This is a genomic window from Methylibium sp. Root1272 (assembly GCF_001425905.1).
In the GTDB taxonomy this organism is placed as follows: Bacteria; Pseudomonadota; Gammaproteobacteria; order Burkholderiales; family Burkholderiaceae_C; genus Methylibium.
On the sequence record NZ_LMDY01000013.1, the window covers coordinates 63,705 to 88,007 of the forward strand.

Consider the following 24,303-nt stretch of genomic DNA (forward strand, 5'->3'; position numbering starts at 1 on the left):
CTTCATGCCGTCGAACCGCCTCTGGGTCGCCACCCGCAAGGGTTTGCTGGGCTGGCACCGCGACGTCACCGGCGGGTGGCAGCCGAACGCCGCCCCGGCCTTCCTCGGCGACCCGGTCAGCCAGGTCCTGCACGACCCGCGCGACGGCGCGTTGTACGCGGCGCTGAACCTCGGCCATTTCGGCTGCAAGCTGCACCGCAGCGACGATGGCGGCAGCCGCTGGCAGGAACTGGCCGCACCCGCCTATCCGGCCAAGCCCGACGGCGACGACGACCCGGTGCCCTGGGATCTGAAACTGATCTGGAGCCTCGCCGCCGGCGGGCCTGAACAGCCCGGCGTGCTATGGGCCGGCACCATCCCGGGCGGCCTGTTCCGCTCCGAAGACCGGGGCGCGAGCTGGCGACTGGTCGAGTCGCTGTGGCAACGCCCCGAGCGCCGCGGCTGGTTCGGCGGCGGCTACGACCACCCGGGCATCCACAGCGTGCTGGTCGACCCGCGCGACAGCCGGCGCCTGCTGCTCGGGATCTCGTGCGGCGGCGTCTGGCGCAGCGATGACGAGGGCGCGAGCTGGACTCTGTCGGCGCAGGGCATGCGCGCGGCCTTCATGCCGCCCGACCAGGCCCATGAACAGAACATCCAGGACCCGCACCGCGTGGTGCTATGCCGCGCCGCACCGGACACGCTGTGGGCGCAGCATCACAACGGCATCTTCGTCAGCCACGACGGCGCGCGCAGCTGGCAGGAGATCGCAGAGGCCGGCCCGTCGGTGTTCGGCTTCGCGGTTGCCGTCCACCCGCTGCAACCCGCGACCGCCTGGTTCGTGCCGGCCGTGAAGGACGAGTGCCGGGTGCCGGTCGACGGCCGACTGGTGGTGACCCGCACCCGCGATGGCGGCGCGAGCTTCGAGACGCTGACGCGCGGGCTGCCGCCGCCGCCCGCCTACGACCTGGTCTACCGCCATGCGCTCGGGGTCGACGCCAGCGGCGAGCGCCTCGCGATGGCGTCCACCAGCGGCAACCTCTGGCTCAGCGAGAACGGCGGCGACGAGTGGCAATGCCTGTCCACCCACCTGCCGCCGGTGAGCGCGCTCGCGTTCGATTGAACGCAGCGGCTGGACCTCCCCCCGAACCCCTACGTTATGGGGATGGGTGTGCAATGCCGCGACTCCTACAGTTTCCCCACCCGCTGTCACACGGAACAAGGATGCGCGTGCCGGCGCCACAGCGATCACCCTTCGCGGCGCGGCACGGTCCAACAGTCCCAACGATGTCCTTTCCCAAGGACTTGCCAGCCCACCCTCCCCGGTGGGCTGTTTTTTTTCAGGGATCGAAACCCGGCGCCATCGCAGCGCGCAGGTGCTCGACCAGCGAGCGCACGGCCCGTGGCACCTGGGCGCTGAAGGGTCTCAGCGCATAGATCGCGTCGCCGAAGAAGCCGATCGGCCGCCACTCGGGCAGCACCTCGCGCAGCCGACCGGCCTTTACCGCCGCCGCGGCGCTGAAGTCGGGCAGCAGCGCGAGCCCCAGGCCGGCCAGCACCGCATCGCGCAGCACCTCGGAATTGTTGGCCCGCAGCGGGCCGGTCACGGTGACGCGAGCCCGTTCCGGCTCGCCGCGGCTGCTCCGCGCCGCGGCCTTCTCGAAGGCCCAGAGCGCCGGTCCGCTGCGCAGGTAGGGCAGGCAGTCGTGCCCCGCCAACTCGTCGGGATGGCGCGGCGTGCCGCGTCGCCGCAGGTAGGCCGGCGACGCCAGCAACAGCGTGCGCGACGCGCACAGCTTCCACGCCACGTGGCTGTCGGGCGGTGCGCTGGTGTGGCGCACCGCGAGGTCGAAGCCCTCGTGCGCGAGGTTGACCAGCCGGTCCGACAGATCGAGCTCGACGCGGATGCCAGGCCAGGCCCGCAGAAAGCTCTCGAGCTGCGGCTCGACGTGCTGGCGCCCCAGCGCGACCGGCGCCGTCAGCCGCACCAGGCCCTGCGGCTGCGAGGCGAGGTCGCGCACGCCGAGCAGGCTCTGCTCGATCTGCGCGAAGCTGGCGGCGGTCTCGTCGACCAGCTGCTTGCCGGCCTCGGTGAGCCGCACGCTGCGCGTCGTGCGCTGCAACAGCGGCACGCCGACCGCGCGCTCGAGTTCAGCGATGCGCTGGCTGACCGCCGCCTTCGACAGGCCGAGCCGCTGCGCCGCGAGCGTGAAACTGCCGCTCTGCGCGATCACGCCGAGGGCATGCACATGGGGCCACAGCGGCGCGTTGGGGGTCGTGCTCATGCCCTCATTGTTCACTCAAACGAACAATGTAGTCACGCAACGTGGCTGGTCAGACCCGCCTCGCCCACCTAAGCTGCAGGGATCGAACCATCGCCAGGAGACACGACATGGGCGCCCCCGAAGCTTTCACCGCCACCGCCGAGATCGGCCACTTCATCGGCGGACGCGCCGTGCCCAGCGCGAGCGGTCGCCGCCAGGCGGTCTACAACCCGGCCACCGGCGCGGTCGCGCGCCAGGTCGCGCTGGCCTCGGCCGACGAGGTGAACGCCGCGGTCGCCGCCGCCCAGGCCGCCTTCCCGGCCTGGGCCGACACGCCGCCGCTGCGCCGCGCCCGGGTGCTGAACAAGTTCCTGCAACTGCTCAACGAGCAGCGCGACACGCTGGCCGCGATGATCACCGCCGAGCACGGCAAGGTCTTCACCGACGCGCAGGGCGAGGTCACGCGCGGCATCGAGATCGTCGAGTTCGCCTGCGGCGCGCCCCAGTTGCTGAAGACGGACTTCACCGACCAGGTCGGCACCGGCATCGACAACTGGGTGCTGCGCCAGCCGCTGGGCGTGGTGGCCGGCATCACGCCGTTCAACTTCCCGGTGATGGTGCCGATGTGGATGTTCCCGATGGCCATCGCCACCGGCAACTGCTTCGTGCTCAAGCCCAGCGAGCGCGACCCCAGCCCCAGCCTCTTCCTCGCCGAACTGCTGAAGCAGGCCGGTCTGCCCGACGGCGTGTTCAACGTCGTGCAGGGCGACAAGCTGGCGGTCGACACGCTGCTGACCCACCCCGACGTGAAGGCGGTGAGCTTCGTCGGCTCGACGCCGATCGCGCAGTACATCTACGAGACCGGTGCAAAGCACGGCAAGCGCGTCCAGGCGCTGGGCGGCGCGAAGAACCACATGGTGGTGATGCCCGACGCCGACCTGGAGCAGAGCGTCGACGCGCTGATCGGCGCGGCCTACGGCTCGGCCGGTGAACGCTGCATGGCGATCTCGGTGGCGGTGCTGGTGGGCGACGTGGCCGACCAGATCGTGCCGAAGCTCGCCGAGCGTGCCAAGGCGCTGAAGGTGAAGAACGGCATGGAGCTCGACGCCGAGATGGGCCCGATCGTCACGCCGCAGGCGCTCGAGCGCATCGAGGGCTACATCGCCCACGGCGTCGACGAGGGCGCAAAGCTGGTGGTCGACGGCCGCGGCCTGAAGGTGCCCGGCCACGAGCAAGGCTTCTTCACCGGCGGCACGCTGTTCGACCACGTGACGCCCGAGATGAAGATCTACAAGGAAGAGATCTTCGGCCCGGTGCTGGCCTGCGTGCGCGTGCCCGACTTCGCCAGCGCGGTGGCGCTGGTCAACGCGCACGAGTTCGGCAACGGCGTGGCCTGCTTCACGCGCGACGGCCACGTGGCGCGTGAGTTCTCTCGCCGCATCCAGGTCGGCATGGTCGGCATCAACGTGCCGATCCCGGTGCCGATGGCCTGGCACGGCTTCGGCGGCTGGAAGAAGAGCCTGTTCGGCGACATGCACGCCTACGGCGAAGAGGGCGTGCGCTTCTACACGAAGCAGAAGTCGGTGATGCAGCGCTGGCCCGAGAGCACGCCCAAGGGCGCCGAGTTCGTGATGCCGACGTCGAAGTAGCCGGCGAGCGCCGTCAGGCGCCGGGCCAGCGCCAGTCGACCCGTGTCGGCGCGCTGCCCACCTGCACGGTCTTGCGCTGCAACTGGCCGCCCACCGTGGCCTCCATCGTGTAGCGACCCGGCGGCAGGCTGATCATCAGGATCGGGCCAGCGTTCAAGATGACCACCGGCTCGCCGCCACTGGCGTTCTGCAGTGTCACGCGCTCGGCCACCACGTACTGGCCGCCCTGCCCGCTGAAGACGTTGCGCAACGCGAAGTCCGGCGACAGGCGGTCGATCACCGCGCGGGCCTCTTCGCCCACACCCCCGTTCACGTAGCTCATGCCGCCGGCCCGCTCCACGCGCGGGGCTGGCGGCGCGTCGCCGGCCGGCTGCGCGATGGCGCCGGTCCACAGCGCGACCGTCATCGAGAGCGCGCCCGCCGTCGTGCGCAAGAGGTTGTTCATCGTCGTCTCCTCGATCGATTTCGATCACAAGAGCCTAGGACGCGCCTCTCGGCCTGACTGTCGGCCCACGGCACCACGCGCTGTCGGACGGCGCCGACAGCGACGTCGGGCCCTTCAGGTGCCGATCGCGCCGCCGTCGATGCGCCGGATCGCCACGGTGGCCGAGCGCGGCCGGCCGCCGCCGCCGGGCCAGGTGGAGCGCTTTCTTGCGGCGGCGGGATCGCCGGGGTCGTTGCCGCCCTCGCCGGGATGCTGGATATTGACGAACAGCGTGCGCAGGTCCGGCGTGCCGACCATGCCGGTGATCTCGCAGCCCACCGGCCCGGTGAGAAAGCGCCGCACCTCGCCGCTGCGCGGGTCGGCGGCCAGCAGCATGTTGTTGCCCAGGCGCGCATAGTCGCCCTGCCCCATCGCCGTCGGTGACGCGTCGGTCGCGATCCACAGCAAGCCGCGCGCATCGAACCACAAGCCGTCCGGGCTGCCGAACGGGTCGCCCTTCACGTTGCCCCGTGCCTCGGCGCGTTCGTTGGCCGGATCGCCGGCCAGGATGAAGTGGTCCCACAGGAAGCGCGTCGCGGCATGGCCTCCCACCTCGGTCCAGCGGATCACCTCGCCCATGGTGTTGCGCTCGCGTGGGTTCGCGGCGTCGACGGCCGGGTAGCCGTCGGTTCCGCGCCGGCTGTTGTTGGTGAGCGCGCAGTACATCGTCGCGGTGCGCGGGTCGCCGGCGATCCACTCGGGACGGTCCATTCTGGTCGCCCCGACCCTGTCGCTCGCCTGGCGCGACTTGACCAGCACCTCGCCCTGGTCGGCGAAACCGGCCTGCGCATCGAGCCCGTTGAGCCCGTGAACCAGCGCCAGCCATTCGCCCGAGCCGTCCGCGTCGAAGCGGGCCACGTACAGCGTACCGTGGTCCAGCACCTCGCGGTTGTTCGCATAGCCGCCGGTCTGCACCGGGTCGCGCGACACGAACTTGTAGAGGTATTCGAAGCGTGCGTCCTCGCCCATGTAGACAACCGCACGGCCGTCGGCCACCTGCGTGACGAAGGCGCCCTCGTGCGCCGCGCGGCCGAGCGCAGTGCGCTTGACCGGCGTGCTGCGCGGATCGAGCGGGTCGATCTCCACCACCCAGCCGAAGCGGTTGAACTCGTTCGGATGCAGCGTCGCGTTGAAGCGCGCGTCGTGTTCGTGCCAGCGCAGGCCGTAGCCGCCCGGCGTCAGGCCCCAGCGCTTCGCATGCGCATCCGGCTGCGCCGGGCCGTGGAAGTAGCCGACGAAGTTTTCCTCGCAGGCGAGGTAGGTGCCCCAGGGCGTGACGCCGTGCGCGCAGTTGTTGAAGGTGCCGATGACCTGCCGGCCGCCGGGATCGAATTCGGTCCGCATCAGCGCGTGTCCGGCGGCCGGGCCGCCGATCGACATCGGCGTGCGGGCGCTGATGCGCCGCGCATAGGCGGACGGACGCTGCACCGCCCAGCGTCCGTCCGCCGCCCGGACCAGCTCCACCACCGACACGCCGAGCGCCGCCTGCGACTTGCGCACTTTCTCGGCGCTCCAGTTCTGCATGCCGTCGGCATGCAGCAGGCCTTCGTCGGTGTACTCGTGGTTCACCACCAGCAGGCCCCGATCGCCGTTGCCCGCGGAGAAGAAATGCATGCCGTCGTGGTGCATGCCGGCCTGCAGCTGCTGGTCCGCGGCGCTGTGGCGGCCGTCGCCGCGAAAGGCCGGCTGGCCGGCCGCGAGGCCGGGCGCACCGATCGCGTCGCCCCAGGCGTAGATCACCTCCGCCACGTAGCCGGGCGGCACCACCACGGCATCGGCGCTCGACACCGGCACCGAGCGAAACCCCAGCATGGAGCCTTGCTGCGCCTTGCCCGGCAGGCCGCACCCGGCCAGCGGCGCGAGCAATCCGCCGACGCTCGCGGCCAGCCCGCCGCGCAGAAGCACGCGCCGCGCCGGGTCGCTGAGCTGCTGGAGCGCAGGGTTGGCGGAGGGGTTGGAGTCCTCCATCGTCGAAAAGTCCTTGGGCATGTCGTGTTGCATCCGTCGTTCGGGCGATCGTGCGGCGGGCGGCTTGCGCTACCCTGGCGCCCATGAAACCCCTGCTGCTCATCACCGGCGCCAGCCGAGGCATCGGCGCCGCGACCGCGACGCTCGCCGCCCGGCAAGGCTGGGCCGTCGCCCTGAACTATGCACGCGACGACGCGGCCGCGCGCGCGCTGGTCGAACGCCTCCGCGGTGGCGGCGCAGAGGCCGAGGCCTTCCGGGCCGACGTGGCCGACGACGCGCAGGTGCGCGCGATGTTCACCGCGATCGATGCGCACTTCGGCGCGGGTCGGTTGCGCGGGCTGGTCAACAACGCCGGCGTCGTGGACGTGGCCGCGCGCGTCGATGCGATGTCGGTCGAGCGCGTGCAGCGCATGTTCGCGATCAACGTGTTCGGCAGCTTCTGGTGCGCCCGCGAGGCACTGCAGCGCATGAGTCAAGTCCACGGCGGCGCGGGCGGCGCCATCGTCAACGTGTCATCGGCCGCCACGCGCATCGGCTCGCCGGGACAGTACGTGGACTATGCGTCCGCCAAGGGCGCGATCGACACCTTCACGCTGGGCCTGGCGCGCGAGGTGGCGGCCGAAGGGGTGCGCGTGAACGCGGTGCGCCCAGGCATCATCGACACCGAGATCCACGCCTCCGGCGGCCAGCCGGACCGCGCCGCGCGCGCCGCGCCGCAGTTGCCGATGCAGCGGGCCGGCAGTGCCGACGAGGTGGCGCAGAGCATCGTGTGGCTGCTGTCCGATGCGGCCAGCTACGTCACCGGTGCGCTGCTCGACGTGTCGGGCGGGCGCTAGTGCGCCGGCTCAGCGTCGCTCGATGATCACCGGCACCAGCTGCAGGGCTTCGCGCACGCGCTGCGCGGCGCCCTGCGCCTCGTCGCGCGACGCATACGGGCCGGCCTGCAGTCGGTAGAGCGGCGCTTCGCTGAACACCGCCATCAGCGGCGCCAGCCAGTCCAGTTCGCTCGACACGCGCTGCTGGAAGGACTCGGCGCCGCCGCGCTCGCGGAACGCGCCGAGCTGCACCCAGTAGCCGCGCGCGCCGCTCGTCAGCGCCCGGCTCGGCGCGCCGCTGGCGACCGGCGATCCCGGCGGTTCCGACGCTTCGCCCGCCGGGCTTGCGTCCGGCACTGGCTCGCTCGGCGATGCGGGCGGTGGCATCGCTTCGGGCGCAGCCACCGCCGCCACGGCCGTCGGCGTCGTATCGCGCCGCCACGCGCCGGTGCGGATGTCCTCGTAGGTGATGCGCTCCACCTCGACCTGGCCCACGCCGCGCAGCAGGTCGAGCTTCAGCGCCGCCGTGTAGCTTAGGTCGATGACGCGCCCGGCCACGAAGGGCCCGCGGTCGTTGATGCGCACCACGATCTCGCGGCCGTTGGCCGGGTTGCGCACCCGCGCATAGCTCGGCAGCGGCATGGTCTTGTGCGCTGCCGTCATCGCGTGCATGTTGTAGATCTCGCCGCTCGCGGTCTTGCGGCCGTGGAACTTGCGGCCGTACCAGGAGGCCAGCCCCTTCTCCCTGATCGGTACGTCGCGGGTCTCGGGCGTGTAGTTGCGGCCCAGCACCTCGTAGGGCTTGTTCGGCCCGCCCGGGCGGATGGTCTCGAGCCGGGGCTCGGCATCCGGGGTACGGGCCAGATCGGCGGGGATCTCGGCGGCCGGGCCGTCGCGGCCGCTCGCGGCGCCGGGCCGCGTCGGCGCCGAACCGCACGCCACCAGCAATGAGGCGAGCGCGGCGCTCAGCGCCGCGCACAGAGGCCGCGTCCGTGCCAGGGCGCAGGGCGGGCGGGGCAGGCGGCGAACCGGCATGGCGCGAACCATACCCGAGCCAGTGCCCGCTCCGGGCATGGCTTTGTCGCAGCGTGCAAGCGTGGCGACGACTACGATATCGCTCGCAAGCCGCCCACCCCGGAGATCGACCCGCCATGAAGATCGTGCTGCGCGCCTTCTCGATGATCCATGCGGTGATGGCGCTGCTGTTCGCGCTGGCCTCGCTGCTGCTGATGGCGATCGCCGCGCGCACCGGCTGGGCCGCGGTGGCCGGCGGCATCGATCAGGGCGCCGCCCTGGGTCTGATCGAGGCCACCGGGCTGATGGCGGTGGCAGTGGTGGCGCTGCAGATCGCCCAGACCATCACCGAGGAAGAGGTGGTGCGCGAGGCCCATGTCAGCGGCCCGACCCGCGTGCGCCGTTTCCTGTCGCGCTTCCTGGTCGTGGTGGTGGTCGCGCTGGCGATCGAGGGCCTGATCGGCGTGTTCAAGGCCCTGCGCGAGAACCCCGAGCACTTGGGCGGCGCGGCGCTGCTGCTGGTGTCGGTGGGCGTGCTGCTGGCCGGCTGGGGCATCTTCATCCGGCTGAACACGGCGGCCGAGGCGCTGGAGCCCGAGGCCATGGAACAGGCCAAGCAAGAGGATCGCAAGCTCGACTGAGCTCAGCCCCTCACTGCGGGCCGTCGTTCAGCGCGCGGACGCCGTCGCCTGCCCGCCCTCGGTCAGCCCGGCGCCCAGCTTGATGCTGCCATCGGGCTGCGGCACGATCAGCGGCGCGACGACCACGCGCACGACACCCTTCTCGGTCATGTCGAGCTCCCGCGCCGTGCCGGGCGACAGATCGACGATGCGGCCATCGGCATAGGGACCGCGGTCGCGGATCTTCACGATCGCGCTGCGGCCGTTCTCGAGATTCGTCACCTTGGCCACGGTGCCCAGCGGCAGCGTCTTGCTGGCCGCGTTGTTCGACTCCGGGTCCATGCGTCCCCCGTCGGCCATCTTGCGTCCGGCGAAGCTGCGGTGGTAGTAGGACGCCTTGCCCTTGCGCACCTGTCCGCTGCGGTCGGGGGCGAGCGTGCGCTGGACGGCAATCGCCTCGGCATCGGTCAGTGCCGATGCCGGCATCGGCGCGGTGGCCAGCAGCGCGATCGCCGCGGCACAGCTCGCAAGCCAGGTCGGTGTGAAGGCGGGGTTCAGGTTCATGTCTCACCTCATCGAGGGCCACGCGAGGCGAGCGATGGCGGAAGGCCACCGTGCCTCGGAGCATGGAACCAGTGTCGGCAACCGCGCCGCCGGGAGCGATCGGCCGACGGCGTGTCGGCGTGTAGGACGATGGCCTCAGCTTTTCAGAGCGCGCGGCTCAGCGTGATGCTGCCGAACGAGGGCCGTTCCTGCTGCCCGCGGAACTGTCGGGTGCCGTAGTTGCGTGCCAGCGCGAGTTTCCAGTCGCCGCCGAGCACGGCGATGCCGACGGCCACGTCGGCCACCAGCGGCCGCTTGTGCACGTTGTGGCTGTCGCGGAAGCTGTTGCCGTCGAGCGTGATGTCACGCAGCACCAGGCGCGCGTCGGTGTTCACGAAGGCGTGCCACGACCAGCCGTCCGACGGCGCCGAGGCGCGCAGCGGCGCGGTGTTCTCGCCGGCCAGCCGCAGCGGACTGGAACCGAAGTCGTCGGGCAAGCGGTACCCGAATCGCAGCTCGAAGCCGACATTGGCGCCGGTCAGGAAGTTGCCGACCGTGCCGCCCCAGTGCGTGATCGCGTCCCAACGCAGGCTGTCGCTCGCGGACAGCAGCGTGTGGCTGCCCCAGCGCTGCGAGCGCTCGTGCAACAGCATGAACACCGGCTCGTTCTTCAACTGGTGATCCCAGCCGCGAAAGCGCTCCGAACCGAACACGCGGTGGAACAGCTTCTGCGTCTGCTCCGCGAAGGAGGCGGGACCGATCACGCCCAGCACGATCTGCGAAGCCCAGAGCGCGTCGCCGAGGCGCGCGTTGTAGCCGGCGCTCAACAGCAGCGCGCCGGCATAGGGCCGGTCGTCGACGATCAGATCGCTGCGCGCGGGGTCGTTGGGCGTGTAGATGGCCTGGCCGAGGCCGAACACCAGATTGCGCTGCTCATAGTGCTCCGGGCTCAGCCACTCCAGCCGGCGGTTGAGCCAGCGCGCCGGCTCCGACAGGCAGGCATCGCCGTCGCGTGGATCGAGGTTGGGCGTGACGGCCTTGATCTGCAGCCCGCTGCTGTAGCCCTGGTCCTGGCGGGCGATCACGTCGTTGTCGAGGCGCAGCACCAGCAGCGCAGGATTCAGCTCGCCCGGCACCACACGGCGACAGGCCGCCTCGTCGGCTGCCCGCGCAGACGCCACATGCCCCAGGAGCACGAGCACGGCCAGGCCGGCGAACAGCCTGTGCGCCGTGCCGACGGCGGCCGCGGCGACATCGCGAAAATTCATGGGCGCGGAGGGTAACAGCGCCGCGCGCGGCGTGTTCGTCACAGCCGTATGCAAGCGGCTGTTCTACGATGCACCATGGACCCCTACGACCACGACCTCGAACGCGGCCTGCGCAATCGCCGTGCCCTGCTGGGCGATGCCTGGGTGGACAAGTCGATCGCGAGCGCGAACACCTTCACCGCCGACTTCCAGAACTTCATCACCCGCTACGCCTGGCACGAGGTGTGGGGGCGGCCCGGGCTCGACGCGAAGACGCGCCGCATCATCGTGCTCGCGATCACCTGCGCGCTCGGCCGCTGGGAGGAGTTCGAGCTGCACCTGCGCGCCGCGCTGGTCGGCGGCTCGGGCGCGAGCCTCGGAGCCGGCGACGACGCGCCCACCGCCCTCACGCCCGACGAGGTGAAGGAGGTCCTGATGCAGGCCGCCATCTACGCCGGCGTGCCGGCCGCGAACACCGGCATGTCGATCGCGGTGAAGCTGCTGCGCGAACTGGGCCACGCGCTGCCGCCGCTGCCGGCCACCGAGGTGGCCCACACCGGCAGCGGCCGCTCCTTCCGAAGCGCCGGCACGCCCGCGCTGCACTACACCGTGCGCGAACCGCGCGCCGAGGCGCCGCCGCGCCGCACCGTGGTGCTGAGCCACGCACTGGGCTGCGACATGAGCCTGTGGGATGCGCTGGCCAATGCGCTGGCTGCCGAGCACCGCGTGATCTGCTACGACCACCGCGGCCATGGCGACTCCGATGCGCCGCCCGGGCCCTACTCGATGGCCGAGCTGGCCGACGACGCCGAGCGCCTGCTGGCCGAACTCGACGCCGGCCCGGTGGTGTGGATCGGCCTGTCGCTGGGCGGCATGGTCGGCCAGGAGCTGGCACTGCGCCATCCGCAGCGCGTCGAAGCCCTGGTGATCGCAAACTCGAGCGCCGGCTTCGACGAGGCCGGCCGCGCCGCCTGGCAGCAGCGCATCGACGCGATCGCGCAGGGCGGCGTCGACGCGGTGGCCGACGCCGCGATGCAGCGCTGGTTCACCGCAGACTTCCGCCGTGCGCAGCCAGCCACGGTGGCGCGCTGGCGCCGCCGGGTCGCCAGCACGCCGGAGCAGGGCTATGTGGCGGCGTTGCAGGCCGTGATGTGGCACGACACGGCCGCGCGCCTGCTGCAGATCAAGGCCCCCACGCTCGTGATCGCCGGCGCGCTGGATCCGAGCACGCCGGTGGCCATGTCGAAGGTGATCGCGGACGCTGTGCGCGGGGCGCGGCTGGTGGTGCTCGACGACGCGGCCCACCTGAGCGTGCTGGAGCAACCCGCTGCGTTCACCGCCGCGGTGCACGACTTCCTCGCCACCCTGGCCTGACGGCGGGGAACCGACGGAGGCAATCGGCCACCAACCGTGTCGCCGGTCATGCGGTTCACGCCGCTGCTTACGTTTTGTAGCCCGAACCGCGGCTCGGATGGTGGGAGGATAGCGGTGTGAATCAGTCCTTGCGCGCGCTCGCCGTGGCGGCGCTCGCGGCCCTCGGGATCGCGGGTTGCAGCACCTCCAAAACCGAGATCGGCGGTCCCTCCGACATGGCCATCGCCGACCAGGCCCCACCGCAAGAGGGCGGCGTGGGCCGCTGCGAGAAGCGACTCGGCACCGTGGCTATCACCGAATCGGAGGTCAACAGCCAGGCGCTGATGTCGGCTGGCCTGCCGCGTTCGATGGCGCCGCTGGTGCGCCACCTGCTGATCCGCAGCGGCTGTTTCAACGTGGTCGACCGCGGCGCGGCCTACTCGCTGCTCGAGGCCGAACGCAGGCTGCGCGAGCAGCTCGGCACCGACGCCAACGCGACGGTCGCCCGGCACCTGCAGCCGCTCGATTACATCCTGCGCGCCGAGATCGTGTTCGCCGAACAGATCGGCCAGAGCAAGGGTGTGCTCGGCGGCGTGTTCGGTGACGTGATCGGCGGCATCGGCGGCCAGTACAACAAGAAGGAAGCGGTGGTGCTGCTGAGCGTGGTGGACGCGCGCACCAGCGAGATCACGAGTTCCGTGTTCGGCCGCGGCACCAGCGATTCCGCCGGTCTCGGCAGCCTGGTGCTCAGCAGCGGCGTGTTCGCCATCGATGGCGGCTGGGCCGACACGCCGCAGGCGAAGACGGTGGCCGCGGCACTGGTCGACGCCTGGAACCGCACGCTGCCCAAGCTGCCGGCGGCCGACATTGCTCCGCCGCCGAAGGCCAAGCCGGCCGTGGCGCCGGTAGCACCGCCCGCTCCCGTGCCCTTGCCGCTGCCGCTCGAGCCGTCCGCGGCACCGCCGCCAGTGCCCGCCTCCGCGCCCGAGCGCGCGGCCAGCGCGCCGGCCTGAACCGGGCCGCCGGCGCGTCAGGCCTGCCGCCAGCCCAGGCCGGCGCTGGTCTCGCCGCGCGGCCGGTACTCGCAGCCGACCCAGCCGCCGTAGCCCAGCGCGTCGATCACGTCGAACAGGTAGGCCGCGTTCAGTTCGCCGATGTCGGGTTCCTGGCGCTCCGGCACGCCGGCCACCTGCAGATGGCCGACGCGGCCGGTCGGCAGATACTGCCGCAGCTTCATCGCCACGTCGCCCTCCACCACCTGGCAGTGGTACAGGTCCATCTGCACCTTCAGGTTGGGCGCGTTCACCAGCTGCACGATCTCGTGCGCGTGGTCCTGGCGGTTCAGGAAGTAGCCCGGCATGTCGCGCAGGTTGATCGGCTCGATCAGCAACTCGATGCCGGTTCCAGCCGCCTGCCGTGCGGCCCACGCCAGGTTCTCCACGAAGGTCGGCTGCAGCGCGGCGCGTTCGGTGCCGGCCGGCAGCCGGCCGGCCATCACGTGCAGGCGCGGGCATCGCACGGCGCTCGCATAGGCCAGCGCCGTGTCGATGGCGCGCCGGAAGTCGGCTTGGCGTCCCGGCAGCGCCGCGAGGCCGCGCTCGCCGGCCGCGGCGTCGCCGGGCGGTGCGTTCATCAGCACCAGCGGCAGGCCGCTGTCGGCCAGCCGCGCCGCGAACTCGGCGGCCGGGTGCTCGTAGGGAAACTGGCATTCCACGGCCTCGAAGCCGTCGCGCGCGGCGGCGGCGGCACGGTCGAGGAAGGCCTGCTCGGTGTAGAGCAGCGTCAGGTTGGCGGCGAATCGAGGCATGCGCACATGCTGCCAGCTTCTGCCGGCCTCGGCATCAAGGCCGGTGCCGCGGGCCGGCCTGCAGGTCGTCGAGGATCGGGCAGTCGGCGCGTTCGTCACCATGGCAGTGCTGCGCCAGCGCCTCCAGCGTGCGCTGCATCGCCTGCATCTCGTCGATGCGCCGCTGCAGGTCGGCGGCATGGCGCTGCGCCACCTGCTTCACCTCGCGGCTGGCACGGCCGCGGTCCTGCCACAGCGACAGCAGCACGCGGATCTCTTCCATGCCGAAGCCCAGCTCGCGCGCACGGCGGATGAAGCGCAGCGTGTGCACCTCGCGCATCGAGTAGCGCCGGTAGCCAGCCTCGCTGCGCGCCACCGGCGGCAGCAGGCCGAGGCTCTCGTAGTGCCGCACCCTCTTCGCCGACATGCCGCTGCGCTGGGCGGCCTCGCCGATGTTGAATGACAGCCCCTCCGGTGCCTGCGGCACCCGATCCCCCGAGGGGATGTCGGCCGGCTTGGGGCGGCCCGGCGTTCGGCCGGCTCTTGATGTCGCAGTCATCGGTCCTCCTCCGGCTTCCAGCGCTTGAGCAGCAGCGCATTGCCCAGCACGCTGACGCTGCTGAGCGCCATCGCCGCACCGGCGAACACCGGGCTCAGCAGGCCGAAGGCGGCGAGCGGCAGGCCCACCGCGTTGTAGACGAAAGCCCAGAACAGGTTCTGGCGGATCTTGCGCGTGGTGTGGCGCGAGATCGAGATCGCGTCGGCCACCAGGGCCGGATCGCCGCGCATCAGCGTGATGCCGGCCGCCTGCATCGCCACGTCGGTGCCGCCGCCACCGGGGTTGGCCATCGCGATGCCGACGTCGGCCGCGGCCAGCGCGGGCGCGTCGTTGACGCCGTCGCCGACCATCGCCACCGAGCCGCTCTCGCTGCGCAGGCCGGCGATCACCGCGGCCTTGTCGGCCGGCAGCACCTCGGCGCGCACCTCGTCGATACCGAGCGCCCGGGCCACCGCCTGCGCGGCGCCGGGCTGGTCGCCGGTGACGAGCACGGTGCGCAGGCCGAGGCGCTGCAGATGCCGCACCGCAGCCGCGGCCGTGGGCTTGAGCGTGTCGCCGAAGGCCAGCAGGGCCAGCAACGAGGGCGCAGCGGCGTCGCCCAGATCGGCCAGCCACGACACCGTGCGACCCTGGCGCTGGTGCTCGGCCGCCAGCGCTTCCAGCGGCGCGAGGTCGACGCCGAGCACGCGCATCCAGCGCGTGCTGCCGAGACCCAGCGGGCGGTCGCCGACCCGCGCCGCCACGCCGCGGCCGGCGACCGCCCGCACGTCCTGCGCCGCCGCAAGCGCGAGCGAGCGGGAGGCCGCCGCCGCCAGCACCGCGCGCGCCAGCGGGTGCTCGCTGCCGGCCTGCACGGCCGCGGCCAGCGCCAGCGTGGCGTCGTGCGCGCCGGTCGCCTTCAGCTCGACCAGCGTGGGCTGGCCGATGGTGAGCGTGCCGGTCTTGTCGAAGGCCACCACGCGCAGGCCGTGCGCCGCCTCCAGCGCTGTCGCGTCCTTGACGAGGATGCCGTGCTGCGCGGCCACGCCGGTACCGACCATCAGCGCCGCCGGCGTCGCCAGGCCCAGCGCACAGGGGCAGGCGATGACCAGCACCGCAACGGCGTTCAGCGTGGCCTGCGACCAGTCGCCGCCGGCCAGGCCCCAGCCGAGCAGCGTGAGCGCGGCGATCCCCAGCACCACCGGCACGAACACCGCGCTGACCCGGTCGACCAGTTGCTGGATCGGCGCCTTCTCGGCCTGCGCCGTCTCGACCAGCCGCACGATGCGCGCCAGCGTCGACTCGGCACCCAGCGCCGTGGCGCGCACGCGCAGCAGGCCTTCGCCGTTGAGCGACCCGCCGATCACGCGCTCGCCGGCGCCGCGCGCCACCGGCAGGCTCTCGCCGGTGAGCAGCGATTCGTCGAGGTGGCTCGCGCCCTCCTCGATGAGGCCGTCGACCGGCAGCCGCTCGCCGGGCCGCACGATGACGAGATCGCCGTGCACCAGCGCCGTCAGCGGCAGCTCGGCCTCGACCCCATCGCGCAGCACGCGCGCCGTCTCGGGCCGCAGCGCCTGCAGCGCGCGGATCGCCGCGGTGGTCTGGCGCTTGGCGCGGGCCTCCAGCCACTTGCCGAGCAGCACCAGCGTGATGACGACCGCCGACGCCTCGAAGTAGAGGTGGGGATCGCCATGGGCCGCATGGCCCCACAGCAACTGCCACACGCTCAGGCCATAGGCCGCCGACGTGCCCAGCGCCACCAGCAAGTCCATGTTGCCGCTGCCGGCGCGCAGCGCATGCCAGCCATTGCGGTAGAAGCGCGCGCCGAGCCAGAACTGCACCGGCGTCGCGAGCGCCCATTGCCAGGGGGCGGGCAGCATCGCGTGGCCCCCCCACAGCAGCGCGAGCATCGGCAGTGCCAGCGGCAGCGACAGCAGTGCCGCGACGGCGACCGGCCAGCCCCGTGCGGCCTCGCTGGGCCCCGCCGCCGGCGGCGGGCCGTCCGCAGGCGCGGCATGGGCCTCGTAGCCGGCCGCGTGCACCGCGGCCTCCAGCGCGCCGGGCAGTGTGCCCGGCGTGGCGCGCACCTGCGCGGTCTCGGTCGCCAGGTTCACCAAGGCCTCGGTGACGCCGGGCACCTTCTTCAGCGCCTTCTCCACGCGCAGCACGCACGACGCGCAGCTCATGCCTTCGATGCTCAGGATCAGCGGGGGCGATGCAGCGGTGTTCATCATGACGGCAGTCTCGACCTTCCCATCATGGCAAAGTCAAACGCGCCGGCATTGACCTCACGCAAGGCAGGGTGCCGGCCGCCGCTTGACCTTCCCACCGGGGCAACGTCGAAGATCGGTCCCTTGCATTGCCTGCCAGGAGATCGCGATGATCGAGTTCGAGATCAAGGACATGAGCTGCGGCCACTGCGTCGGCAGCATCACGAAGGCCATCACCGCGCTGGACCCCGGTGCCAAGGTGCTCGCCGAACTGCCGACGCACCGCGTGCGAGTGGAGAGCGGCGTGCCGCGCGCGCAGCTCGAGCACGCGCTGCGCGACGCCGGCTACCCGCCAACGCCGGTGCTTTGATCGATGCTGTCCTGTCTGTCGCGCGCGGCATCGCAACCCGACCGTCGGTGCGCATCCGAGCGCCCGACCGTGCTGACCGGCAGCCAGCCCCAACGCCCATCGTGCGGTTTCAGCGCGCCGGGCCCAGCACGCCGATCAGCGCCGTGGAGAAGGCCTCCGGGCTCTCGATGTGCGGGATGTGGCCCACACCCGGCAGCACGGTGAGCGTCGCTCCCGGCATCCAGCGTTGCAGCGCGCGGCCCTGGGCCAGCGGCGTGATGCGGTCTTCCTCGCCCCAGACCAACGCCACCGGCACGCCTTGTGCGGCCCAGCGGGTGAGCCGCTCGGGCCGCAGGCTGTCGGCCGGTTCGCAGGCGGCCTGCGAGAAGGCCGCGGCCCAGTCGCCGAGCCGCTGGCTGAACGCGGCGCGGGCGAACGGCAGGCGATAGGCCGGCAGCAGCGCGTCGGTCACCGCGTCCTGGCGGTGCACGAACCGGCGCAGCAGCGGACCGGTGAGCCCCGGCCAGGTGGCGGTGGCACTGACCAGCGTGGTGCGCAGCGCCTGGCTGCCCAGCAGCACGCCGGGCCCGGCGCCCGCCACGCAGTGCGGCGGCTCGCCGCCGGGGCCGAGGCCGAGCGCCGGATCGACCAGCACCAGCCGGCGCAGCGCCACCCCGCTCGAACCTGCGCCCGCCACGAGCGCCGCCTCCAGCGCCGGCCCGGCGCCGAAGGAGTGGCCCACCAGGGTGAGGTCGGACCCGAGCGTGCCGGCGAGCGCGATCAGGCGCCGCGCCTGCGCGGCGCGCGAGTAGTCGACCGCAAGGCCGTCACCGGGCGTCGTCGTCAGGCCGAACGGCGGCAGGTCGACGGCCACCACGCGCCACCCGGCCGCCGCCAGTGCGTCGGGCAGGCCGAACCAGGTGCCGCTCCACGCGCCGGTACCGTGGGTGAGCAGCAGCGCGGGGTCCGTGGGACGGCCCCATTCCTGCACGTAGAGCCGCGCGTCGCCGACGTCCACCCAGCGGCCCTGGCCGCCGGCCAGTGGCTCTGCGCTCTGCGTCTCGCGCATCGCCCGGGCGTGCTGGGTCCAGGCGATCCAGGCCGAGAGCGCGAGCGCCAGCACGGCCACCAGCAACAGCGCCGCAGCAACCAGGTGCCGGGCGATGCGCCCGGCGAGGCCCAAGCGGGCACGACGAGGCGGCCTGTCGTTCGCAGACGCGCGCATCCTCAGAAGTCGTAGACGTGTTCCACCACCACCTGCCCCGCCGAGGCCTGCGCGCGCCGGAGCTCGGCGGCCAGCCGCGCCACCGGCACCGCGAACACCACGCGCTTGCGCCCAGGCTGCGTCAGTACCGGCTGCTCGAACAGCGTGCGCACGCTGGCCGCCGACCAGCTGGCGGGCACCAGCACGCTCACCACCACCTCGCCGTCGTTGCCGGCGATCTGCCGGAAGTCGATGCCCTGGTCCGCCAGCCAGGTGCTGTAGGCGGTGAAGGCTTCGTAGCGCGGCACGGTCGCCAGCACCGGCGCGCCCGCCTCGGCCGCGGCCAGCGGCTGGTAGTCGGGGTGCTGAGGATCGGCCTGCGGCGCCGCGCTCAGCAGCACGGCGGTGACCGGCTTCGGCGCGTCGTAGAGGCTCTGGGTGCCGAGCTTGATGAGCCGCGCATAGCCCTCCTTCACCAGCAGCTCCGAGGTGAGCGCGAAGCGGCGCTCCCAGCGCCGCACGAGATTCGGCCCGCCGGTCGGCGCGGCCGACCACAGCGAGCGCAGCTGCTGCCAGAAGTCGAACTGATACCACGGCTCGACGCGGATGAAGTCGACGTAAGCCTGCGCATAGCGCGCCGCGAACTGCTCTTCCGGCACCGACTCGCCAGAACGCAGCGCCTCGGCGAGGCGGCCGATCGTGCGCTCGTACAGGCCCTTGAGGCCGTACTCGACCGTGGTGCTGACGCCGATCACCATCACCATCAGGTGATAGCCGCCGTTGAACGGGTATTTCTCGATCTCGCGGCTCACGCCCGCGTAGGACTGCCAGAACTGGCCGACGTGCGAGAACAGCGGGAAGCTGCTCGGGTGGCCACTGCGCGACAGGTAGGCCGCGTACTCGGCCGGGCTGTGCACCAGGTACCACTCGGGAAACGTGAGGAAGGTCTGGTCGGGCGTGCGCCGGTGTTCGGGTGGTGTGGCCGGCGCCGTGGCGGCCTCGCCCTGCGCCAGCGCCGCGGCGCACAGCAGTCCGGCCGCCGCCACGGCAGCTGCGAACCGGTGGCGCATCAAGGCCGCACCCCGCGGGCCTGCACCATCACCGCTGGGTCGCGCAGCGTCTGCGGATCGAGCCGGCGCACGAAGCAGAACAAGGTGTTGTCGGTCGGGTCGTTGTCCTGCAGCACCCGGTGCCCGGTGTCGTCGAAGCCCTGCGCCTGGAGCCGGTCGACCCAGGTCTTGGCCGACTCGAAATAGCGCAGCTCGGCCAGGTTGGTCTCCCAACTCTCGCCCAGCCCGGCATTGAAGACCGTGTGGGCCAGCGACACCAGCGCGCGCAGTTCGTCGCTGCGCACGTCGTGGTCGCGCACGATGAAGGCGCCGCCGGGGCGCAGCACGCGCCGCACCGACTGCAGGAAATAGCCCAGCCGCTCGGCCGTCATGTGGTGCAGGCCCACATAGCAGGTCACCAGGTCGAGGCTCGCGTCGGCGATGCCGGGCCCGAGCGGCGCGTAGTCGGACAGCGGCACGTGCAGGCCGAGCCGGCCGATCTGGCCGCGCTCCATGATGTCGACCGGCGAGAAGGTCTGCGCCTGCTCGTCGATGAAATAGCGCGGGCCGCGCAGTTCCAGCGCGGCGGCCAGCCCGCGGTAGTAGCGGCCCTTGGAGCCGATCTCCGCGTAGCCGTCGAACTTGCGGCGTCCACCCAGCACCTGCAGCGTCTGCCGTGTCATCTCGGCCTTCTGCCTGAACAGCGAGGGCAGCGCGTAGCGCAGGTCGGCCGTCGCCGGCTTGATGCCCTTGAGCTCGCGCTGGATGTAGCGGTAGATCGTCTCCTCGTCGGCGTGCAGCTTGCACGCTTCGCCGATGAGGTGGTGGAAGCGGTCTTCCGGCGCGATCCGGAACACGTTCTGCAGGAAGCGGTAGAAGGCGTCGGACAGCTCGACTTCACCGAACACCTGATGGAACTCGCTGGCCGGCGCTGGCGCCGCGGGCGGCGTGCCGCGGTCGAGCCACGCGCGGTAGTACTTGTCCCAGAGCACGTTGGTGAAGCGGAAGTTCGGGTCGACCTCCCACTTCAGCGCGAACAGGTGCGCCGCCTTCGGATAGGCGCGGTGGAACTGCTCCACCGTGCCGTGCGGCTGGTAGGGCAGGTAGTAGGTGCCGCCGACCGACAGCGCGGCGTCGATCAGCTCGCGCGTCCACACGCCGACCCGGCTGCGGGCGTTCTCGCGCGTGCGCTGCTTGTGGTACAGCACGAAGGCGAAGGTCTCGGTCGGCGCCCAGCCGAGCGCGGTGTCGGGATCGGGCATCGCGTGCCGGATCGAGATGTTCAGCGCGTTGACGCGGTGGCGGCTCAGCACCGCGGCCATCTTCGGCACGAACTCCAGCAACCGCTCGACCGGGATGAAGTACTCCTGCAGCACGTAGGTGCGCTGCGCCCGCGACGGCGGCTCGAGCTCGGCGACGTCGTAGCCGGCCTCGTAGTTGCGCCAGTGCACCTTCTTGCGCAGGTAGAGCAGCGGATCGACGATCTTCTCGCGCCGTTCCTTGCCGAACGGCGTCTCCGACACCGCCCACAGGAAGTACTGGTGCAGCGGATAGGCGGCGCGCAGCGGCTGCAGCCGGTCGGGCGTGGTGGCGGGCTCGTCGGTTTCCACCCAGGTCACGGCGCGCACGCTGCGGTAGTGCGGGCCGTAGAGGTCGGCGTTGTGGAACACCGCCTTCGGATTGCAGCGCACGGTGTCCTTGAAGTAGCCGCCATACGCCGACAGCGGCATCACCTTGTCGACGCGCTTGACGCGCCTGTTGTCGGCCAGATCGAGCTCGACCTCGACCACCACGCCCAGCGCACCGTAGCCGCCGATGGCGCCGAAGAACAGCTCGGGGTGCGCCGTGCGGCTGGCCACCACGGCGCGCCCATCGTGCAGCACGAGCTTGAGGCTGCGCACCGACAGCACCAGCGGACCCAGGCCCACGTAGCGGCCGTGGCAGTTGACGCCGAGCGCGCCGCCGACCGTGAAGTTGGCGTAGGTCTGCATGATCTTCACCGCCAGCCCGTGCGGATCGACGAAGCGCTGGATGTCGCACCAGCGCACGCCGGCCTGCACGAGGATGGTCTTGTTCTCGGGCGAGAACGCGACGATGCGGTTCATCGAGCGCATGTCGAAGTGCAGGCTGCCCGGACTGGCCGTCTGCCCGCCCATGCTGAAGCGCCCGCCACCGACCGACACCGGGCCGGAGGTGCGCCGCAGCGCCTCCTGCACGTCCTCGACGGTGCTCGGCGCGACGATGGCCATCACCCGCACCGGGTTCAGCTGCGTGACGTCGTTGACGATGTGGTGGTCGGTGTTCATGGCGCGCGCTCCATCCGCGGCGCGGCGCCGACGGTCACGTAGTCGGGACGCAGGTCTGCGGGCGCGCCGTAGCGGGACGCCGCCACGGACCCGCGCAGGCCACACTCGATCAACAGGTAGAGCGCCCCCAGCACGGGCAGCACCACCACCAGCAGCCACCACGCCGAGCGTCCGCGGTCATGCAGGCGCCGCCCCCAGACCGAGACCAGGAAGACGGTGGTCAGCAGGGCGGGCAGCACGTCGATGGGCTCGCCCAGCACCTGCGTGGCGGAAACACACAGGAACAGGGCCAGCGGCAGCGCGAGCAGGTGCCTCCCCCAGAAGCCGGCCCGGCTCAACCTGCCGGACGTCGAGAACTCGTCGACCCATCCCATCTGCAACCCTCCCGTTGGCCCCGCCGAAGGCCGCCGGAGCGGCCTGGCCGGAATCATTTCCCGCAAGCCTACCTTGCCCTCCGCGGCTTCCACAACCGATCTTCGGGGCGTGCCGCGCGGCCGTCGCGACACCGACAGGAGTAGCATCGCCCCTGTAGACATGCTCTGGATCGTCTCTCTGTAGGCTCTTTGCTGTTCCCTGTCGGCCCAGCCGACAGATTCCGGTCGAATCTCCCATCGGTGATTTTCTGGGTGTCTCTGCACTGCGTCGGCATGTGCTGCGCATCACTTGAAAGGAATCGACATGACGACTGAAACTGGAACCGTGAAGTGGTTCAACGAGGGCAAGGGCTTCGGGTTCATCGCGCCGGACGGCGGCGGCAAGGACCTGTTCGCGCACTTCAAGGAAATCAAGGGCGAGGGCTTCAAGACCCTGCTCGAGAACCAGCGCGTGGAGTTCGAGGTGACCCAGGGACAGAAGGGGCCGCAGGCCTCCAACATCCGCGTGGTGTCCTGAGCCACGGCGACGATGGCTCCGCGCGGAGCCGTCCAGGAAACCGCGGCCTCGGCCGCGGTTTTTTCTTTTGAGGGCCAGCCATGAAGAACCTGCAGGAAGCGACCGAGAAGATCTGCGATCTGAAGGGCAGCCTGGTGGCGCTCGATGCGCTCGTCACGGCCCTGCTGCACCAGATGCCGCTGCCGCTGCGCGCCGACCTGCTGCGCAGCTTCGAGGGCAATGCCGAGGTCGCGCGCACCGTGCTGCTGCACACCTCGATCTCGGAGCACACGATCACCGCCTTCGAGCGCGATGTCCGGCGGATGTCGGCGCTGATCGGCGTGCCCTGAGGGCGCCGGTCCGGGCGCGCCGGGTCAGGTGGCGCCGGCCGAGAACACCGACAGATCCTGCGGCCCGCCGCGCTCGATGGCACGCCGGTAGCCGTCTCGTTCGCGCAGCCGTGCGAGATACGCGCGCAGCGCCGGGAAGTCCTTCAGGCGACCGCGGCACTCGCTGAACTCCAACGACCAGCCCAGATTGACGTCGGCCGCGGAGAAGCCTGACTCGAGCAGGTGCTCCCTTTGCTCGAGCACGTTCTCGACGTAGCGATGGTTCTTCGCGATCTCGACGTCGAAGAAGCCCATCAACGCGGCATTGCCACCGCCGGTCCATGCATAGACCAGATCGACCAGCAGCCCCGGGAACAGCGTGCCCTCGGAGTAGGCCAGCCACTGCAGGTAGGCGCCGTATTCGGTCGACGCCGGAGCCCGACTCAGCCGACCGCCGCCGCAGACGTTGCAGAGGTACTCGATGATCGCGTCCGATTCGACGATCAACTGGCCGGCGTGCTCGATCGTCGGCGCCTTGCCGAGCGGATGGACCTGGTTGAGCGACTCGGGGGAGCGCTGTGTTTCGGGGTGCCGCTGGTGCTTGACCAGCCGGTACTCGATGCCGAGTTCCTCGCACAGCCACACGATGCGGTGCGAGCGCGAGTTGTTCAGGTGGTGAACTGTCAGCACGGTGGCGGTCTCCTGGTCGATGCCGGCCCGCGCCGAAGCCGCGCTGCCGTCGCTGTCGTTGTCGTTGCTGTCGTCGGAACTTCGATCGTCGATGACGACGGGATCCCGTGCGCAGCGTACTGCAGGCCGTCGCGCGCTGCTGGTGGCCGAGCCGCCGTTCGGTGGCGCGCACCGACGACGTACGATGCCCCGATGCGACCCGAGGACATCGACAGGGCAGCCGCATACCTGGCGCAGGCGGATGCGCTCGTCATTGCCGCCGGCGCCGGCATGGGCGTCGACAGCGGCCTGCCGGACTTCCGCGGCAACGCCGGCTTCTGGCAGGCCTATCCGGCACTGGGCCGGGCCGCGATGGACTTCACCGAGGTCGCCTCGCCCCGCACGTTCCGCACCGACCCGCGGCTCGCCTGGGGCTTCTATGGTCACCGCCTGGCGCTGTACCGGCAGACCGTTCCGCATGACGGCTTCGCGATCCTGCGCCGGTGGGCCGAGCGGCTGGCGCGGCGCGCCTTCGTCTTCACCAGCAACGTCGACGGCCAGTTCCAGCGCGCCGGCTTCGCCGAGGAGCACGTGTTCGAGTGCCACGGCTCCATCCACTGGCTCCAATGCACCGGCCCCTGCTCCGATCTCGTGTGGCACGCCGCCGGCGTGCTGCCCGAGATCGATGCCGCCGCGTGTCGGTGGCGGGGCGATGAACTGCCGCTTTGCCCGCGCTGCGGCGCGCTGGCCCGGCCCAATATCCTGATGTTCGGAGACGGCGCGTGGGTCGAGCATCGGGCCTCGCAACAGGAGGCACGGCTGGCCAGCTGGCTGCGCACGGCTGCGAGGCCCGTGGTGATCGAGCTCGGCGCGGGCACCGCCATCGCGTCGGTGCGTCGCTTCGGCGAGCACGTCGTCCACGCGCACGGCGGATCACTGGTGCGGATCAACCCGCGTGAAGCCGCGGTGTCGATGGAGAGAGCCGTCGGGCTGGAGGTCGGTGCGCGGGAGGGCCTGATGGCCATCGACGCCCGCCTGGGCGGCGGTTGAACCCGTG

The 24,303-nt window shown here is 71.5% G+C and carries 24 protein-coding genes; 10 read left to right on the plus strand and 14 right to left on the minus strand.

The genetic code is table 11. The annotated features are described in order from the left end of the window. Nucleotides 1–4 precede the first annotated feature (4 nt). Nucleotides 5–1,102 carry a sialidase gene (locus tag ASC67_RS09295; RefSeq protein WP_056318479.1) on the plus strand — a complete coding sequence of 366 codons (1,098 nt, stop codon included), beginning with the start codon at nt 5–7 and terminating at the stop codon, nt 1,100–1,102. A gap of 217 nt (nt 1,103–1,319) precedes the next feature. Here ASC67_RS09295 and ASC67_RS09300 read toward each other — a convergent pair whose 3' ends face one another. Next, nucleotides 1,320–2,264: a LysR family transcriptional regulator gene (locus ASC67_RS09300; protein ID WP_056318483.1), complete on the minus strand. Its 945-nt coding sequence runs from the start codon at nt 2,262–2,264 to the stop codon at nt 1,320–1,322. A 107-nt stretch (nt 2,265–2,371) separates the two neighbouring features. Here ASC67_RS09300 and ASC67_RS09305 point away from each other — a divergent pair, with 107 nt between their 5' ends. Further along, the gene (locus tag ASC67_RS09305; RefSeq protein WP_056318486.1) at nt 2,372–3,892 is read left to right on the plus strand and encodes a CoA-acylating methylmalonate-semialdehyde dehydrogenase; all 1,521 of its coding nucleotides are present in this window, start codon (nt 2,372–2,374) and stop codon (nt 3,890–3,892) included. Between the two features lie 13 nt (nt 3,893–3,905). Here the strand turns inward: ASC67_RS09305 and ASC67_RS09310 are convergent, their stop codons facing one another. Further along, nucleotides 3,906–4,337, minus strand: a complete 432-nt coding sequence (locus ASC67_RS09310) for a hypothetical protein (protein ID WP_056318488.1) — start codon at nt 4,335–4,337, stop codon at nt 3,906–3,908. A 114-nt stretch (nt 4,338–4,451) separates the two neighbouring features. Continuing rightward, entirely contained in the window at nt 4,452–6,365 is a 1,914-nt protein-coding gene (locus tag ASC67_RS09315) for a PhoX family phosphatase (protein WP_056320716.1), read from the minus strand. A 62-nt stretch (nt 6,366–6,427) separates the two neighbouring features. Here ASC67_RS09315 and ASC67_RS09320 point away from each other — a divergent pair, with 62 nt between their 5' ends. Then, nucleotides 6,428–7,180, plus strand: a complete 753-nt coding sequence (locus tag ASC67_RS09320) for an SDR family oxidoreductase (RefSeq protein ID WP_056318491.1) — start codon at nt 6,428–6,430, stop codon at nt 7,178–7,180. 9 nt (nt 7,181–7,189) lie between these two features. Here the strand turns inward: ASC67_RS09320 and ASC67_RS09325 are convergent, their stop codons facing one another. Further along, nucleotides 7,190–8,194 carry a septal ring lytic transglycosylase RlpA family protein gene (locus tag ASC67_RS09325; RefSeq protein WP_056320720.1) on the minus strand — a complete coding sequence of 335 codons (1,005 nt, stop codon included), beginning with the start codon at nt 8,192–8,194 and terminating at the stop codon, nt 7,190–7,192. A gap of 116 nt (nt 8,195–8,310) precedes the next feature. On the opposite strand from ASC67_RS09325, the gene ASC67_RS09330 reads away from it, so the two are divergent. Beyond that, a complete protein-coding gene (locus ASC67_RS09330; protein WP_056318493.1) occupies nt 8,311–8,814 on the plus strand; it encodes a hypothetical protein in 504 nt (167 codons plus the stop codon). Between the two features lie 27 nt (nt 8,815–8,841). On the opposite strand, the gene ASC67_RS09335 is transcribed toward ASC67_RS09330, so the two are convergent. Further along, nucleotides 8,842–9,357: a septal ring lytic transglycosylase RlpA family protein gene (locus tag ASC67_RS09335; protein WP_056318499.1), complete on the minus strand. Its 516-nt coding sequence runs from the start codon at nt 9,355–9,357 to the stop codon at nt 8,842–8,844. Between the two features lie 143 nt (nt 9,358–9,500). Beyond that, the gene (locus tag ASC67_RS09340) at nt 9,501–10,604 is read right to left on the minus strand and encodes a lipid A deacylase LpxR family protein (RefSeq protein WP_056318502.1); all 1,104 of its coding nucleotides are present in this window, start codon (nt 10,602–10,604) and stop codon (nt 9,501–9,503) included. A 75-nt stretch (nt 10,605–10,679) separates the two neighbouring features. On the opposite strand from ASC67_RS09340, the gene pcaD reads away from it, so the two are divergent. Together pcaD and ASC67_RS09350 are read left to right on the plus strand one after the other, a co-directional pair. Further along, nucleotides 10,680–11,957 carry a 3-oxoadipate enol-lactonase gene (gene pcaD / locus ASC67_RS09345; protein WP_082535922.1) on the plus strand — a complete coding sequence of 426 codons (1,278 nt, stop codon included), beginning with the start codon at nt 10,680–10,682 and terminating at the stop codon, nt 11,955–11,957. A 116-nt stretch (nt 11,958–12,073) separates the two neighbouring features. Continuing rightward, on the plus strand, nt 12,074–12,949 hold the full coding sequence (locus tag ASC67_RS09350; RefSeq protein WP_056318509.1) for a CsgG/HfaB family protein: 876 nt from the start codon (nt 12,074–12,076) through the stop codon (nt 12,947–12,949). Nucleotides 12,950–12,966: 17 nt separating this feature from the next. Here ASC67_RS09350 and otnI read toward each other — a convergent pair whose 3' ends face one another. The 3 genes from otnI to ASC67_RS09365 are packed head-to-tail and all read right to left on the minus strand — an operon-like array spanning nt 12,967 to nt 16,494. Further along, nucleotides 12,967–13,743 (minus strand): 2-oxo-tetronate isomerase, encoded by a 777-nt coding sequence (gene otnI, locus ASC67_RS09355; RefSeq protein WP_056318511.1) that lies wholly within the window; start codon nt 13,741–13,743, stop codon nt 12,967–12,969. Between the two features lie 34 nt (nt 13,744–13,777). Then, complete coding sequence (gene cueR / locus ASC67_RS09360) at nt 13,778–14,281, minus strand: Cu(I)-responsive transcriptional regulator (protein ID WP_255353671.1); 504 nt, start codon at nt 14,279–14,281, stop codon at nt 13,778–13,780. After that, the gene (locus tag ASC67_RS09365) at nt 14,278–16,494 is read right to left on the minus strand and encodes a cation-translocating P-type ATPase (RefSeq protein ID WP_056318513.1); all 2,217 of its coding nucleotides are present in this window, start codon (nt 16,492–16,494) and stop codon (nt 14,278–14,280) included. The genes cueR and ASC67_RS09365 overlap by 4 nt, the downstream gene beginning before the upstream one ends. Before the next feature lie 145 nt (nt 16,495–16,639). Between ASC67_RS09365 and ASC67_RS09370 the strand changes: the two genes are divergently transcribed. Then, a complete protein-coding gene (locus ASC67_RS09370) occupies nt 16,640–16,840 on the plus strand; it encodes a heavy-metal-associated domain-containing protein (protein ID WP_056318516.1) in 201 nt (66 codons plus the stop codon). 109 nt (nt 16,841–16,949) lie between these two features. On the opposite strand, the gene ASC67_RS09375 is transcribed toward ASC67_RS09370, so the two are convergent. The 4 genes from ASC67_RS09375 to ASC67_RS20275 are packed head-to-tail and all read right to left on the minus strand — an operon-like array spanning nt 16,950 to nt 21,752. Then, nucleotides 16,950–18,002 carry an alpha/beta hydrolase gene (locus ASC67_RS09375; protein ID WP_056318519.1) on the minus strand — a complete coding sequence of 351 codons (1,053 nt, stop codon included), beginning with the start codon at nt 18,000–18,002 and terminating at the stop codon, nt 16,950–16,952. Nucleotides 18,003–18,046: 44 nt separating this feature from the next. Continuing rightward, nucleotides 18,047–19,093 carry a hypothetical protein gene (locus ASC67_RS09380; RefSeq protein WP_056318522.1) on the minus strand — a complete coding sequence of 349 codons (1,047 nt, stop codon included), beginning with the start codon at nt 19,091–19,093 and terminating at the stop codon, nt 18,047–18,049. Then, entirely contained in the window at nt 19,093–21,378 is a 2,286-nt protein-coding gene (locus ASC67_RS09385) for an FAD-binding protein (protein ID WP_056318525.1), read from the minus strand. The genes ASC67_RS09380 and ASC67_RS09385 overlap by 1 nt, the downstream gene beginning before the upstream one ends. Beyond that, nucleotides 21,375–21,752 (minus strand): DUF805 domain-containing protein, encoded by a 378-nt coding sequence (locus ASC67_RS20275; protein WP_162245625.1) that lies wholly within the window; start codon nt 21,750–21,752, stop codon nt 21,375–21,377. Before ASC67_RS20275 ends, ASC67_RS09385 begins: the two co-directional genes overlap by 4 nt. Before the next feature lie 304 nt (nt 21,753–22,056). On the opposite strand from ASC67_RS20275, the gene ASC67_RS09395 reads away from it, so the two are divergent. Together ASC67_RS09395 and ASC67_RS09400 are read left to right on the plus strand one after the other, a co-directional pair. After that, nucleotides 22,057–22,269, plus strand: coding sequence for a cold-shock protein (locus tag ASC67_RS09395; protein ID WP_056318533.1), 213 nt, complete (start codon nt 22,057–22,059; stop codon nt 22,267–22,269). Between the two features lie 80 nt (nt 22,270–22,349). Further along, nucleotides 22,350–22,598, plus strand: a complete 249-nt coding sequence (locus ASC67_RS09400) for a hypothetical protein (RefSeq protein ID WP_056318542.1) — start codon at nt 22,350–22,352, stop codon at nt 22,596–22,598. 24 nt (nt 22,599–22,622) lie between these two features. On the opposite strand, the gene ASC67_RS20800 is transcribed toward ASC67_RS09400, so the two are convergent. Then, nucleotides 22,623–23,267 (minus strand): glutathione S-transferase family protein, encoded by a 645-nt coding sequence (locus ASC67_RS20800; protein WP_056318545.1) that lies wholly within the window; start codon nt 23,265–23,267, stop codon nt 22,623–22,625. 192 nt (nt 23,268–23,459) lie between these two features. Here ASC67_RS20800 and ASC67_RS09410 point away from each other — a divergent pair, with 192 nt between their 5' ends. Then, entirely contained in the window at nt 23,460–24,296 is an 837-nt protein-coding gene (locus ASC67_RS09410; RefSeq protein WP_056318553.1) for a Sir2 family NAD-dependent protein deacetylase, read from the plus strand. Nucleotides 24,297–24,303: the final 7 nt, after the last annotated feature.